Origin of the sequence: Mycobacterium scrofulaceum, from assembly GCF_002086735.1 — a bacterium.
Classification (GTDB): domain Bacteria; phylum Actinomycetota; class Actinomycetes; order Mycobacteriales; family Mycobacteriaceae; genus Mycobacterium; species Mycobacterium scrofulaceum.
In genome coordinates this window covers 1-14,544 of record NZ_MVIJ01000080.1, presented here as the reverse complement: position 1 = coordinate 14,544, position 14,544 = coordinate 1, and the positions used below count along the sequence as shown (strand labels likewise).

12 protein-coding genes are annotated in these 14,544 nt (G+C 66.6%); all 12 read left to right on the top strand.

Annotated features, from left to right (window positions below; genetic code table 11):
- Positions 1-3: 3 nt before the first annotated feature.
- Positions 4-591 carry a transglycosylase SLT domain-containing protein gene (locus BST44_RS27465; RefSeq protein WP_244184969.1) on the top strand — a complete coding sequence of 196 codons (588 nt, stop codon included), beginning with the start codon at positions 4-6 and terminating at the stop codon, positions 589-591.
- Between the two features lie 208 nt (positions 592-799).
- Positions 800-1,705 (top strand): C40 family peptidase, encoded by a 906-nt coding sequence (locus BST44_RS27460; protein ID WP_139315451.1) that lies wholly within the window; start codon positions 800-802, stop codon positions 1,703-1,705.
- A 60-nt stretch (positions 1,706-1,765) separates the two neighbouring features.
- A complete protein-coding gene (eccB, locus tag BST44_RS27455; protein ID WP_082147687.1) occupies positions 1,766-3,307 on the top strand; it encodes a type VII secretion protein EccB in 1,542 nt (513 codons plus the stop codon).
- On the top strand, positions 3,304-7,515 hold the full coding sequence (gene eccCa / locus BST44_RS27450) for a type VII secretion protein EccCa (RefSeq protein WP_047324159.1): 4,212 nt from the start codon (positions 3,304-3,306) through the stop codon (positions 7,513-7,515). Before eccB ends, eccCa begins: the two co-directional genes overlap by 4 nt.
- Positions 7,516-7,611: 96 nt before the next feature.
- A complete protein-coding gene (locus tag BST44_RS27445) occupies positions 7,612-7,908 on the top strand; it encodes a PE family protein (protein WP_047324169.1) in 297 nt (98 codons plus the stop codon).
- A gap of 24 nt (positions 7,909-7,932) precedes the next feature.
- A complete protein-coding gene (locus tag BST44_RS27440; RefSeq protein ID WP_047324160.1) occupies positions 7,933-9,093 on the top strand; it encodes a PPE family protein in 1,161 nt (386 codons plus the stop codon).
- A 141-nt stretch (positions 9,094-9,234) separates the two neighbouring features.
- Complete coding sequence (locus BST44_RS27435) at positions 9,235-9,531, top strand: WXG100 family type VII secretion target (RefSeq protein ID WP_047324161.1); 297 nt, start codon at positions 9,235-9,237, stop codon at positions 9,529-9,531.
- 43 nt (positions 9,532-9,574) lie between these two features.
- On the top strand, positions 9,575-9,859 hold the full coding sequence (locus BST44_RS27430) for a WXG100 family type VII secretion target (RefSeq protein WP_047324162.1): 285 nt from the start codon (positions 9,575-9,577) through the stop codon (positions 9,857-9,859).
- Positions 9,860-9,940: 81 nt separating this feature from the next.
- Entirely contained in the window at positions 9,941-10,864 is a 924-nt protein-coding gene (locus BST44_RS27425; RefSeq protein WP_047324163.1) for an ESX secretion-associated protein EspG, read from the top strand.
- Positions 10,865-10,990: 126 nt separating this feature from the next.
- Positions 10,991-12,499 carry a MinD/ParA family ATP-binding protein gene (locus BST44_RS27420; protein ID WP_047324164.1) on the top strand — a complete coding sequence of 503 codons (1,509 nt, stop codon included), beginning with the start codon at positions 10,991-10,993 and terminating at the stop codon, positions 12,497-12,499.
- Positions 12,496-14,013: a type VII secretion integral membrane protein EccD gene (gene eccD, locus BST44_RS27415; RefSeq protein WP_082147688.1), complete on the top strand. Its 1,518-nt coding sequence runs from the start codon at positions 12,496-12,498 to the stop codon at positions 14,011-14,013. The genes BST44_RS27420 and eccD overlap by 4 nt, the downstream gene beginning before the upstream one ends.
- Before the next feature lie 14 nt (positions 14,014-14,027).
- Positions 14,028-14,544: S8 family serine peptidase (locus BST44_RS27410; protein WP_439330759.1), on the top strand; the 517-nt coding region annotated here is incomplete at its 3' end.

Genomic DNA, 14,544 nt, shown 5'->3' with positions numbered 1-14,544 from the left:
GGGCTGAGCGGCTTGAGCGGGCTGGCGTCACTTCCGGCCTCGCTGGTGGGGCACGGGATGGGTGGGCGCCGGTCGGCGCAATGGAGCGCGGCTGAACCCAGCGGACGTGAAGCGCTGGGCGCTGCCGGCGTGGATCGCGGCGCTATCCCGTTGTCGGAGGTCTCTTTTGAAGGCAAAGGCGTGTGGGCTAGTGGGCGCGGCGCGATGCGCCGCTACTTGGAAGAAGCGCTGGATCGCATGGGGATCACTGACCCGCGGGCTCGGGCGAACTGGATGGAAGGTATGACCACCATCGCCGACCATGAATCCAGTTATCGGGCCAACGCGATCAATTTGTCTGATACCAACGCGCATGGGGCCCGCCAGGTCGACGGGGGTCCTTTGCATGCGACACGGGGTCCGTGGCAGGTGATGCCGGATACGTTCGCCCGGTACCACCAGCGGGGTACCTCGAACCACATTTGGGATCCGGTGGCCAATGCGTGCGCGTCGATGAACTATCAGATGGCTCGCTATGGGGTCGCCCATGACGGGCATAACCAGAAGGCCAAAGTGGGGCAGGCCAACTGGAATATCCACCACGGCTACTAACTGGGCGCGCTTGGCTGTGGCCGGGGGGATTTGGCCGGGTTAATTTTGGTGGGTGAGTGTTGCGGCGTTTGTGGCTGGGGTGGACCGGCTGCTGACTCGTGGTCACGGGTTGTTTCCTGCCGGGCATGGCGCTGCGGGGGGCCAGGTGTTCGCCGCCGGTGGTGACCGGGGTCCGGTGCCGGCCGCTCCGGCTGGCGGAGATAGCAGCTTGACTGGTGGCGCGACAGCGGCCGGGGGCACCTACCAGCGCGCGCACGTGACCGCGGCCGGGTTTGATACGAACTCGGGGGAGACCGTCGATGCAGGGGGTGCGGTCGGTGTGCAGGGGCGGGCCGCCTCGGGGGTGATTCGCGATCAGGCCCGCGCGGTGGGGGCGGCCACGGCAGGGTTGGGTGGTTCTCCGGCGGGTGCGCGGCTGATCATGGCCACGATGGATCAGCATTTGGAGGCGATGCAGCGCCAGTTGGATCAGACCACGGCGCAAAACCGGTTGTTGGCGCTGCGGCTGCGGCAGCTGGCCGCGGGCTATCGCGGGATGGGTTCACCGGGCGTGGGCGGCATGCCGCTTTCGGGGCTGGGTGGCTTGATGGGCGGCGCCGGCGGCGGCGGGGGCGGGCTGAGCGGCTTGAGCGGGCTCGGTGGGGTTGCCTCGGGGATACCTGCGACGTTGATGAGCAGCCTGACCCGCGGCGGCGCCGGGGGTCAGCAGGGCGGCAGTGAGCGCGAATCCGTGCTGGCCGGTGACGGTCGCGGTAGCGGGACGGCGCTGCGCGCGGTGCAGTACGCCGAGACGAAATTGGGGGACCCCTACGTGTGGGGTGCGGTCGGGCCCCGCACCTATGACTGCTCGGGCCTGGTCATGGACTCCTACGCTCACGCCGGGGTGCACTTGCCGCGCATGACTTACGACATGATTCACCACGGCACGCTGGTAGATCGCGCTGATGTGCGCGCCGGTGACTTGGTGTTTTCCAACTTCTCGAGCAGGGGGCCTGAGCATGTGCAGCTCGCCGTGTCCTCGACGAAAGTGATCGAGGCGCCCACCCCGGGTGGACATGTCCAATATTCGAACTTTCCACATGGCCGTGTGGTGGTGAAACGCATTGTCGGGTAACGATTTCTGGGCGCTCTGTGCGGTCGCGAGCTGGTGGCGTAATCGACGACAGGTAGGTATGTGACGGTGGTTGAACCGGGAGCGGGCAAGGGCGACGAGTCGCGGTGGCGCGGGCGCGGCCTGGGGTTGTCGACACGGGTGCAGGTGTCGGGGCACATGTTTTTTGCCCGCCGGGCGGTGTTGGCGATGACGCGGCGGCGGGTTCGGATGGAAGCCGAGCCGGGCCGGCGACAGTCGATGTCGTTGTTGGCGGGCGTAACGATCACCGCGGTGCTGTGTCTGGGGGCCTTGTTCTGGTCGTTGATTCGCCCGGCCGGGTCGGCGGGGCAGGCGCGGATTGTGGCCGATCAGGACTCCGGTGCCCTGTATGTGCGCGTCGGGGACAAGCTGTATCCGGCGCTGAATTTATCCTCGGCGCGGCTGATCGTCGGGGAGGCGTCGACCCCGGTTCGGGTGCGGCGCAGTGAGATCGAGGCACACCCGCGCGGCCCCCTGGTCGGTATTGCCGGCGCTCCGCAAGATATGGCGGTGACCTCGCCGGGCCGCTCGTCGTGGCTGGTGTGCGATGAGATCACCAAGGCGTTCGGGGCGGCAGCGCCAGAACCGGTGACGGTGACCGTCATTGACGGCCAGCCGGAGTTGGGTCCGCGCCGCCACGTGTTGAGTGCTGATGATGCGCTGGTGCGCCGCTATGGGGACGCGGTGTGGTTGATCCGCGACGGCCGGCGTTCGTTGATCAACCAGGGTGCCCGCGCGGTGCTGTTGGCGTTGGGATTGGGTGAGGACGCGGTGTCGGGGTCTCGCCCGATGAGCCGGGCGCTGTTTGATGCTATTCCGGTGGGCCCGGAGTTGTCGGTGCCGGTGATCGCGGGTGCGGGGTTACCGGCGCGGTTCGCCGGGGCGCCGGGTCCGATCGGGACGGTGGTGTCGACTCCTCAGGTGGGTGGTCAGACCGCCTACTCGGTGGTGCTCGCCGACGGCGTGCAGCCGGTCTCGCCGGTGGTGGCTCAGGTGCTGCAAAACGCCGGTCCCGCGGGGGCGGCGATGCCGGTGGTGGCCGGGCCGGTGTTGGCCAAGCTGCCGGTGGTGCAGACGCTGGACTTGTCGGCGTTTCCGGCCGCGCCCCCGCACGTGGTGGACAGCCAGCTCAACGCGGCCGCCTGCTGGCATTGGGAGAAGGTGGACGGGGAGTCGATGGCGACCACGTCGGTGATCGCTGGCCCGACCATCCCGGTGGCCGAGGACCAGGCGGACAAGGTGGTCGATTTGGTGAAAACACCCGGCACCCAGATGCAGGCCGACCGCGTCTATCTGGGTCCGGAATACGCCAATTATGTGGTATCCACCGGCAATTCGCCCTCAGCGAGCACGCTGGAGTCGTTGTGGTGGATTTCCGAATCCGGTGTGCGATTCGGGGTTCCGCGCGAAGAGGACACCATGAACGCGCTGGGCCTGAAGAAACACACTCCCAACCCGGCACCGTGGCTGGCGCTGCGGCTGCTGGCCGCTGGGCCGGCACTGTCGCGCGCTGATGCGCTGGTGCGCCACAACACCTTGCCTGTCGACGCCAACCCGGCCGAACTGGAGGTCCCCAAGTCATGAAACATGGGTTTGCCCGCAAAGAGACTGCTGAGGCGCCGCCGTTTCGGCCAGAGACCATTGAGTTGCCGACGCCGCTGAAAGTGCCGCCGCCGCAGAGCAAACCGCTGTGGTCGGTGGTGTTGATCGTCGGGCTGATGGGTCTGGTGGGGGCGATGGTCTGGGTGTCGTTCGCCAGCGGGGCACGCACGTTCACCGGGGGAGGCTCATTGTTCCCGGTCGTAATGGTGGGCGGTCTGATGGCGATGCTGTTCGGTGGACGCGGTGGCTCGCAGGAGATGTCGCGCTCGAAACTGGATGCGCTGCGGGCGCGGTTTTGCATGATCATGGACGAGTTGCGGGGAACCACCTCGGAGTTGGCTGACCGGCTCGATGAGAACTACCGCTGGTATCACCCGGCACCGGACACGCTGGAAGCCAGCGTGGGCAGTGTGCGGATGTGGGAGCGCAAGCCCAACGGCGGTGATGCCTGGTTCGGGGTGGCCCGGGTGGGGCGGGGCATGACTGACTTGGTGGAGTCGCACGCCGCGGTGTTCGCCGAACCACAAGACGCGCCGACCGATATCGAGCTCGAGCCAGTGACCGGAAAAGTGCTGCAGGAGTTCATGCAGTACCAGACGGTGGCCTACGGGGTGCCCGCACTGGTGTCACTGATGGTCGAGCCTGGCTATGAGCTGCGCGGCCCACGCGAGCGGGTGCTGGGGTTGATGCGCGCGATATTGTGCCAGTTGGTGTTTTTCCACGGGCCTGATCATTTGCGGCTGGTGGTGGTCACCGCGGATGCGGCTGAGTGGGATTGGGTCAAGTGGTTGCCGCACGCCGGCGATGCCCTCCTCGAGGATGGTGCGGGGCCGGTGCGGATGGTGTATGGGTCGGTTAACGATTTCTTGGCCGCGCAGTCCGAGGCGCTGGGGTTACGGGCGCGCGGGGACTTTAGGGCTCGCCTGGGGGCGTCGAAGGAACCGATTAACCCGTTGCCGCACACCGTAATTGTGTGCGACACCGAGGTGGGCTGGGATCGTTTCGGGAGTTCCGAAGGGGTCAATGGGTTGACGTTTTTTGACGTGCGCGGCTCGAGTCGGGTTCCGGCGTGCCGTGATCCGCGCCGCGTGCTGCATATCGGGGACAACGGGGTGGTTTCGGCGGTGCCGCGAGACCCGGTGACCTGGGATGCCCAGGGCAATGAGCCGCAGTTTTTTGCCTATGCAGATCAGGTCAGCCGCGATGCGGCTGAGACGTTCGCCGAGCGCATGTCGCGCTGGCGGCTGGCTGAGGCCTATGAGGCGATCGAAATTGATACCGGGCAGCGGGTGATGGCCCGAGACATCCTGTCCTACTACGGCATTGAGGATGCCGCCCATATTGATTTTGAAAAGTTTTGGGCTTCGCGCAGTGACATCAACTCGTTGCAGCGGTTGAAAGTGCCGCTGGGTAACCGTGCCGATAACAACGAGCTGTTTTTCATCGACCTCAAAGAGGGCGCGCACGGCGGTCAGGGTCCGCACGGGGTGATGGCCGGCACTACCGGTTCGGGTAAAACGATGATGTTGCGGGCGTTGATCGAGTCGCTGTGCTTGGGGCACCCGCCGCAGAATCTGCAGTTCATGCTGGCCGACCTCAAGGGCGGCTCAGGTGTTCGACCTTTCGCCGGGGTGCCTCACGTGGCGCAGATCATCACCGACCTTGAAGAGGACCAGGGGCTGATGGGCCGCTTCGTCGACGCGCTCGACGGTGAGATCGCGCGGCGTAAGGCCTTGTGCGACATGGCCGGTGCTGATGATGCGACCGAGTACAACAAGATCCGTGCGGATCAGTTGTCGTCGGGGGCGGCGCAGGTGTTGCCGGCGTTGCCGGTGCTGATGGTGGTCATCGACGAGTTCGCCGAGTTGTTCAAGATGATGGGTCGTGAGATCGAGGAGTCGCTGGACCGGATCTGCCGGCAGGGCCGGGCGTATTGGGTGCATCTACACATGGCCAGCCAGCAGATCGACACTCGCGCTGAGCGGCTGTTGGAGAACATGGGATATCGGCTGGCGTTGATGACTAAGACCGCGCAGGCGGCTTCGGCGATCGGCGTGCCGAACGCGGTGAACCTCAAGGGCTCTGGGCAGTGCTATTTCTTGGAGGGCAGCCCGCAAAACGGTACCTTGACGAAGTTTCAGGGCGAGTTCTTGTGGCGCGAGTACCGCAAGCCGGGTACCGAGGACCTCGCTGGCGGCCCGCAGTCAGACGGGGCGGCGGTCAGTTACTTTGCGCCGCAGCTGTTTACCACCGATTTCACTCCGCTGCCGCTGCCGGATGACTCTGATACCTCTGCGACGTCCGATGAGGTGGTCGATGAGGTTGACGGGCTAAGCGAGCAGCAATCCGAGGGGGAGGATGACGAGGGCGGTGTGACGGCGCTGATGCGCCCGCAGGTGGGCCGCATCATCATCGACCAGCTGCGCCGGATCGATTTTGAGCCCTACCAGTTGTGGAAGCCGCCGCTGGATGAGCCGTGGAGCATCGAGAAGCTGGTGAACACCTATTTGGGGCGGCGCTGGGACAGTGAGTATGCCCGTACCCCGAATTTGGTGTTTCCGATCGGGCTGGTGGACCGGCCGTTCAAGCATGACCAGCATCCATTGACCGTCGATGTGTCGGGCGCGGGTGCCAACGTGGCGATCGTCGGCGCGCAGGGCGCGGGCAAGACCACCGCGCTGCAGAATCTGATTTGCGCGGCCGCCATGACCCACACCCCCGAGCAGGTGCAGTTCTATTGCTTGGCGTTTTCCTCTGCGGCGCTGGGCAGCGTGGCCGGCCTGCCGCATGTGGGTGGGGTGGCGATGTCGCTCGATGGTGACGGCGTGCGCCGCACGGTGGCCGAGATGTCGGAGCTGCTGGCCTCGCGCAAGCGCAGTTTCGAAGCGACCGGTGTGATGTCGATGGAGGTGTTTCGCCGCCGCAAGGCTGGTCGTGAATCGGGTCCGCTGCCCGATGACGGCCACGGCGATGTGTTTGTGGTGATCGATAACTATGCGGCGGTGGCCAGCGAGTATCCCGAACTGGTGGAAAACCAGGTGAACCGGCTGATCAAGGAGGGGCCGACGTTCGGCATTCACGTGGTCGTCGCGGTCACCAAGACCACCGACCTGCAGGTGATGGTGCGCGGCAACTTCGGCTCCCGGGTAGAGCTGCGCCTGGCCGATGTCAACGACGCGGCGCTGGTCGCTAAGCCGCGCTTGGCCGCGGCGGTTCCTTCGCGGCCAGGGCGCGGCATGATCGGGCAGAACTATGAGCGCGCCGGCGTGGAGCCGGTGGGGTTGCACACCCTGATGGCGCGCCCCGCGCTGGAGTCCACGGATGCTGAGGTGTTCGACTCGCGCAGCGTGGTCGCAGCGGTCAACCGTGTGGCCGGAGGGTTCACCGCGGCACCCAAGGTGCGCCGGCTGCCTCAGCGGGTGGCGGCGGGCGAGCTGGCCGCGCTGGCGGCCTCGGATCCGCGCAGCGCCTCGACGATGGTGTGGGCGCTCAATGAGACCGAACATCCGGCGTTCTTCGACGGTCAGCACCTGATGATCACCGGGCAGGCCAAGTGTGGTCGGACCACGACCTGTGCGACGTTGATGCGCGAGATTGGGCGGGTCTACGCCCCGGGTGCGGAGGGGGCGGCACAGGATGCCGGGCGCCCGGCCGCGCAGGTGTGGCTGGTGGATCCGCGCCGCCAGCTGCTCAATGTGCTCGGGCCTGAGTATGTGCACCGGTTCGCTACCACACCGCAGGCGGTCAAGCAGCGCATGGAGGAGTTGGCGCAGGTCTTGGCGCCGCGGATGCCCAGCGATGATGTGTCGGTCGCTCAGATCGGCCAGCGGCACTGGGAAGGCCCGGAGATTTTTTTGGTCATCGACGATTCGGAGCGCTTGCCCGCGGGATATGACTCGCCACTGGTCCCGATCGCGCCGTTTGTCCAGGCGGGCTCTGATGTGGGGTTGCACATCATCTATACCCGGCTGTTCGGGCCGTTCATGTCGGGGATGGGCGATCCGCTCGTCAGGCTGCTTCGTGACGCGACCGAGCCGCTGCTGGTGATGGACTCTGATCCCGACCAAGGTTTCGTCAAGGCGAAATGGAAGGGACATTCCATGCCACGGGGCCGCGGATTCTTGATGAATACCGGCGATTCGGGCGAATCGGGAATTTATGTGCAAGTAGCCGAGACTGCGGTGGGATAGATCGCTGATGGGCCGCGCGTAAGTCGGCGAGCGTCGATACACTTTTGTCATCAGGCCGGGTAAATGGTCCGGCCGGGTTGGTTGTGGGAGGGTTCCATGTTTGTCGAAGCGTTACCTGCGGGGATTGATGAGGCCGCCTCCGGGCTGTCTGGACTCGGGTCGACGGTAGCGGCGGGCAACGCCGCGGCCGCAGCTCCCATCATGGGTGTGGTGCCTCCGGCACCGGAGCCGGCCTCGGTGCTGTTGGCGGCGGCGTTCGGCGTGCACGGCGGGGTGTATCAGGTGACGCAGGCGATCGGGTCGGTGGTGCACTCGATGTTTGTCTCGACAATGGGCATCAGCTCGGCCGACTATGCCGCAACTGAGGCGCTGAACACCGTCGCGATGGTCTGACCTGCGGGTCCGTAGCACGTAGCCATGCCGGATTACGAGGTTCCTCCCGAGATCAACTCCGGTCGGATGTATGTCGGCCTGGGTTCGGCGTCTCTAATGGAGTCGGCGGCGGCCTGGCAGGCGCTAGCGGCGCAGCTCGGGTCGGCGGGAGCGGCGTTTCAGGCGGTGATCGAGGCTCTGACCAGCACCGCGTGGCTGGGTCCGTCGTCGATGACGATGGCGTTGGCCGCGGCCCCCTACGTGGTGTGGATGATCGCCACCGCCGAACAATGCCAGGCAGCGGCGCTGGCTGCCGCGGGGGCGGCCGATGCGTTCGAGGCGGCGCGGGCCGGCGTGGTGCCCCCGCCGGTGATCGCCCAGAACCGGGCCCAGCTGGTGGCGCTGCTCAACACCAACTTCATGGGCTTTAACACCCCAGCGATCATGGCCAACGAAGCCCATTACGGGCAGATGTGGGCACAAGACACCGCGACGATGTACAGCTTCGCCGGGCAAGCTGCCGGGATCACCGGCACGCTGGTGCCGTTCACCCCGCCGCTGCCGAACTCCGACCCGATCGGGCTGGCAGCCCAAGCTGCCGCGCTGGGGCAATCGGGTGGTACCGCCGCCGGGCAGCAGCCGATGAATTTCGCCAGCAGCGCGGGTAGCTTGCCTGCCGGTTTGGACGGCGAAACCATGTTGTCGATGGGCCCACAGCTGGTCAGCACCATTCCTCAAGCGCTGCAGGGGCTTGCCTCACCGCTGAGCCAAGGACTGGGGGGCGGCGGCCTGGGCCAGTTCCAGTCGCTGCTGAGCCCGTTCATGAGTTTCATGAATCCGGGCATGTTCGGAGCCGGCGGGACCTCGGCGGCCTTAACGGGTGCCGGCGGGCCGGGGCTGGCCGGGCTGGGCGGGGCGGCCGCCGAAGTCGAGGCCGTGGCCGGAGGGGCTGGCTCGTTGGGCGGATTATCGGTGCCGGCGACCTGGACTGCTGGCAGTGGGGTCGAGTCCGCGAGCGCGGCGCGCGCGGTCGCCCCGGTGGCCGCTTCGGGTGGTGGCGGGGTGGCCGCGGCAGCGCCCGCGACCACGGGAGGATCGGGCATGTATGGAGGGACCCCGATGGCGGCAGGTTTGCACGGCCGCGGTAACGATAGTGACGGCGCCCCGCGGTATGGAAAGCCGGTCAAAGTCGTGCGCCGAAGCTAGCCCATATAAGAGAGCATCAATGCCAGGAAAAATTCGCACAAATAGCTTTCGCCGACCGTTGCCGGGCGTCAGATCAGGCCAATAGACTGGCCCTACAGCAACACTGAATTAAATCACCCAGGCTTTAAGGAGAGCGTTATTATGGCCACCCGTTTTATGACCGACCCGCACGCGATGCGTGACATGGCCGGCCGGTTCGAAACGCACGCCCAGACCGTGGAAGACGAAGCCCGCAAGATGTGGGCCTCCTCGCAGAACATCGCAGGCGCCGGCTGGAGTGGGCAGGCCCAGGCGACCTCCTACGACACGATGGGGCAGATGAACCAGGCGTTCCGCAACATCGTCAACATGCTTCACGGGGTGCGCGACGGGCTGATCCGCGACGCCAACAACTACGAACAGCAAGAGCAGGCCTCCCAGCAGATCCTGAGCAGCTAACTGCCAGGCCCCTACCCACCTTTCACACAAGGAGACTTCAGCCATGTCGATCAACTACCAGTTCGGTGATGTCGATGCCCACGGCGCTTTGATCCGTGCCCAAGCCGCTTCCCTGGAATCCGAGCACCAAGCGATCGTGCGCGATGTGCTGGCTGCCGGGGATTTCTGGGGTGGCGCCGGCTCGACGGCCTGCCAGGAGTTCATCACCCAGTTGGGCCGCAACTTTCAGGTGATCTACGAGCAGGCCAACGCCCACGGACAAAAGGTCCAGACCGCCGGGTCCAACATGAACAGCACCGACAGCGCCGTCGGGTCTTCATGGGCCTAGCCCGCAGTATTCACAGGCAAGCACGTGGCGGCACCGACAACGGTGCCGCCACGTTTGCGTTAGACGACCTGGAGATCGTCGATGACCACCGCTGACACCACCGCGGCCACCTCCCGCTCCGACATCACCGTCAACCTTGAGGGGTTGTGGCTGTTGCAAGCCATGCTGGGCATCGCCCAACTTGCCCCCGAGCTGCGTGGGCGACCCTACGGCCAAGCTCAAGACACCCAATGGCTGACCGCGCACCCAGGTCTGGCGGTGTTGGTCGACCAGGGAATCGCCGATGAGGGCGCCGTGGTGCGGTCCGATATCGCCGCCCGCATGGCGGTACTTGCCAGCCCCGACGTCGAAATCGTGGTGTTGGTCTCCCACGGCCCGATGAACGTGGTCACCCCGGTGGTGATGGATGATCCGAGCACCTGGCGGGCGATACCAGATGAGCAGCTACGCATCGTGTTGGCCCGCCGCGACGGCCGCTGGGCCTCGGCGGTGCGCGCCGGGTCTTTGATCACTATCGACGACTGTCCCGGCACTGATCAAGAGTGGATAGAACGCCTGATCGTCGAAGCGCTGGACTCGGTGCACCGGGTCGAGCCGGCACGAATCAGCGCGGTCAACGTTCCCCTCGATGACATGCGTAGCGCGGTCAGCGCGCATGCGCACGCCGGCTCGGCCGCGGCCAAGATGGCCGCGCTGCGCTCACTGGGGCTGCGCGGCGGCGCGCTGGCAGAGCTGGGCGCGGCGCTAGAAGATCCACAGGCCGAGGCCCTGGCGTATGCGCGCGCACATGTGGATACCGAAACGGTATGGAGCGAAACGGTGCTGAACCTGCGCGACACCGCCTCGGGGCGGGTGGCGCTGTATCGGCTCAACCCGCCACCGGGCACCCACCAGGAGTGGCTGGCGATCGCCCCGGCCACCCCGGCCCAACTGCATCACGCACTCACGACGGTCTTCGATAGCGTCGGGGTGCGGGCCTGGGCAAGTCACGAACGAATGGCCTGACAAAAGCGGTACCGGCGTGCCAGCAAAGTGTTCTCGATAAATACCGTATGGGCGTGGTATAGCGAGAATTCCGCCCCTAGGATCAGAAGTAGTAAACGCCAGACGCGCCACAGCGATGGGGACCAAATGACTGACAATTCTGACTTCATGTCGCGTTACCTGCCGCCGGAAAACCCCGAGCAGCACCGCGAACATGCCGCACCCACCGACGAGGTCACCGAGGAGGTGTCGTTGTCGGATTTGCGGCTTCCTGAGCCGACCGCACCGCCTGCGCCTCAGGTGCCCTCACCGCAGCTGCCACCGCCGCCGGTGGGCAAATACGAGTTCGCACCGCCGTCTGCGGAGGGCGGTCCGGCCCAGGCCGGGTGGCCGCCAGCGCCGGACACGGCGCCACCAGCAGCCGGCGACACCGAAGGCGCGCACGCGGCGCCCCCGCCGCCGGGCCCGTTAGGAGCGCCAGGCCAGCCCGGATTCGCTGCGCCGCCGCCGGCAGGGCACCCGAATGCGGTGCCCTGGTCGCGGGCTCCTGGCACGGACTTCGCCCCGCCCAGCGGCCCGATCAAACACCAGCCGCCCCCGATTCCGCCGCGCCCGCAGTTCGAACAACGTCAGCCGCCCCCGCAGCGGTGGACACCCCCCAACGTCGACCCAGTCGAACGGTGGGCGCCGCGTGCGGACCTGCAAAGTGTCGGCGCGCCGCGCACCAGACACGTCCAGGTCGAAGAAGTCGTCAAACGGCGCCGCGATCCGGCTGACATGGGTTGGCGCAAAGCGGTTTACGTCTGCACAGGCGGACTGATCAATCTGGGCGCTGGCCCTCACGAGCGCCAGCTCCGTGACTGGAAGGCCCGAGTCACCTCCAACATTCCCGGCAACTACCAGATCGCGGCGGTGTCGGTGAAAGGCGGGGTCGGCAAGACGCGCGTGACCGCCGGTGTGGGCACCGTGTTCGCCGCCGAGCGCAACCAGCAGGTCCTGGCGATCGACGCCGACACCACCTACGGCGGGCTGGGCCGCTTCGTTGACCCCAAGGCACTGAGCTCACTGGGGGATCTTCTTGCCGCTCAAGACATGGTTGTCGACTATCCCAAAGCCCGTCATTTCACTGGACAGAACAAGCAGGGCCTCGAAGTGTTACCGGGCAACCAGAATGTGGCCAACCCAATGGAGTTGAACAAGAAGGTCTTTCATGACACCGTCGCGCTGACGCGCCGGTTTTACCAACTGGCACTGGTCGACTGCGGCGCCGAGGTGGAAACCGAGTTCTTCAAAACCGTGCTGTCCAACACCGACGCGCTGATGATCATCGGCTCCTGCAACGCTGAGGGCGGGCTGGCGATCGAGACGACAGTCGAATGGCTGGCCGCGCGCAACGGCCACGAGCTGCTCAAGCGGTCGGTGATCGTGCTCAACGACATCCATGACTGCGCGACGAAGGCCTTCATCTCCCATATCACCGAGACGGTGGGGCCTCGGGTGCGCTCGGTCAAGACCATCCCGTGGGACCCGCATCTGCGCGACGCCGACACCCTGGACTTTTTGGCTCTGCGTAAAGCCACCCGGTTGGCGTTTTTGGAGCTGGCCGCCGAGCTTGCCGACGGGTTCCCCACCGCTGCGGGGGCGCGAAGCGCGTGACGATCGAACGGCAACGCGACAACCCTGTAACCGCGGCATCCGGTCCGGCTCTGCCCGACCGGGTCTTGGTGGCGGTCATCGCTGGGGCCACCAAGATCGGAGTGGTGTTGGACGCCACCGCGGCGGTGTCGGTGCAATTGACGGCGTTGGTGGACTTGGTCAACACGCGCCTTGCTGAGCTGGGGGAATCACCGTTGGCGGCCACTGCGCGGGGCCGTTGGACCTTGTGCTGGGTCGATGGCAGCCCGCTCAAACCGGGGTTGTCGCTGGCCGCCCAGGGCGTCAGCGATGGCACGCGGCTGTGGCTGCGGTTCGCCCCGGACACCGAGGCACGTATCAATGTCGTCGAGCATGTCACCTCGGCGGTGGCCACCGAGCTCAGTAAGCGCTGGCCGGCAGTCACACCGGTGTGGGCGGCCCGAGTCGGGGCAGCCATGGTGGTCGCCGGTGTGTTGGCCGCAACGGTCTTGCTGGCCCGCTGGCGTTACGGGCACCTCGGCTGGCTGCCAGCCGCCTATGGTGGCGCGCTGGCCGCGGTGCTGCTCGCGGCGGCGGTGATCATCTTGACGCGCCGCGGGACCAGTGTATTGGTGCGTGGTCTTGGTGACACGCTGCTGTTGACCGGCTGCGTACCGGCGGCCGTGGCCGCCGCCGCCGCGGTGCCCGGCCCGGTGGGCGCCCCGCACGCCGCGCTGGGTTTGGCGACCGTATTGGTAGCGGCGCTGTTGGTGGTGCGGTTCACCGGCCGCCATATCGCGTTGGGCACCGCGGTGATCGTGACCGCGGCCGCGGGCGCGGTGATCGGGTTGGTGCGCATGACACTGGTGACCTCAGCTCCGATCCTGCTGACAGTGCTGCTGCTGATGGCGGTGATAGGGATGCATGTATCCCCCACGGTGGCGCGCTGGGCGGCCGGGATTCGATTGCCGGTGTTCCCCTCGGCCTCGGGCCGCTGGATCTTTGAGGCGCGCCCTGATTTGCCGGCCGATCATGCGGTGGCCAGCGGGCAAGTCGCCACGTTCGCCGGCCCAGAGTCGGTGCGTGAGGTCGCGGTGGCCACCGACCGGGCGCACTCCTACCTGAGCGGATTGCTGGTTGCGACAACGGGTTTGGCGGCGGCGTGCAGCGTCGGGTTGTGCGATCCGCACGTGCCGCGACGCTGGCTGCCGCTGGTCTTGGCGGGCCTGGTGGCGGTCGCGGTGCTGCTGCGGGGCCGCTCGTTCACCGACCGCTGGCAGGCGACGATTCTGGCGTTGGCCGCGGTCGCGCTGGTGATCGGGGTGGCCGGGCGCTATGTGCTGGGGTTGTGGACGATGCCCGCACTGCTGGTGGGGGTGTCGGTGATGGTGGCGGTGCCCGTCGCCGGGCTGGTGGCCGGGGTGGTGGTGCCCAACCGCTTCTACACGCCGACGTTCCGCAAAGTCGTGGAGTGGATCGAGTATGTGTGTTTGACCGGCATTTTCCCGTTGGCGTTTTGGCTGATGGGTGTCTTGGCCGCGATCCGGTACCGGTAGCAGGGGTGACTTCGGTGAGTCGTGCGCAACAGGCCTGCGCGGCGGTGTCCGCTGTTGCAGTGGTGGGGTTGACCGGGCTGTGGGCTGCCCCGCCGGCTACCGCAGTGGAGCCCCCACAAATTGATGTGGGCGCAACCCCGCCCGATGGGCCTCCGGGCCCGGATCAGCCGATGCGCCAGGGCGCGTTTTGCCCCAAGGTGGGCACGCTGCCGGGTACGGACTATCGGGTGCAGCCGCACTACATGGACATGCTGGATTTGGGCGAGGCGTGGCGGTTTGGCCGCGGTGCGGGTCAGAAGGTGGCCGTCATCGACACCGGGGTCAGCCCGCATCCGCGGCTGACCGACCTTGTCGGCGGCGGTGACTACGTGGTGGCCGGCGGGGACGGCCTGGCCGATTGTGACGCCCACGGCACGATCGTGGCGTCGCTGATCGCCGCCCAACCGGCCGACGGCAAAACACCGCTTCCCCCGCCGCGCCAGAGCCGTCACCCCGACACGGTGCCCACCACGGAGGCCCCACCTCCACCCC

What these genes read in the sequence shown, in the direction of transcription:
- eccCa (WP_047324159.1), top strand. Translation starts at nt 3,304, where the DNA reads ATGAAACATGGGTTTGCCCGCAAAGAGACTGCTGAGGCGCCGCCGTTT.
- BST44_RS27445 (WP_047324169.1), top strand. Translation starts at nt 7,612, where the DNA reads ATGTTTGTCGAAGCGTTACCTGCGGGGATTGATGAGGCCGCCTCCGGG.
- BST44_RS27425 (WP_047324163.1), top strand. Translation starts at nt 9,941, where the DNA reads ATGACCACCGCTGACACCACCGCGGCCACCTCCCGCTCCGACATCACC.
- BST44_RS27440 (WP_047324160.1), top strand. Translation starts at nt 7,933, where the DNA reads ATGCCGGATTACGAGGTTCCTCCCGAGATCAACTCCGGTCGGATGTAT.
- BST44_RS27430 (WP_047324162.1), top strand. Translation starts at nt 9,575, where the DNA reads ATGTCGATCAACTACCAGTTCGGTGATGTCGATGCCCACGGCGCTTTG.
- BST44_RS27435 (WP_047324161.1), top strand. Translation starts at nt 9,235, where the DNA reads ATGGCCACCCGTTTTATGACCGACCCGCACGCGATGCGTGACATGGCC.
- BST44_RS27420 (WP_047324164.1), top strand. Translation starts at nt 10,991, where the DNA reads ATGACTGACAATTCTGACTTCATGTCGCGTTACCTGCCGCCGGAAAAC.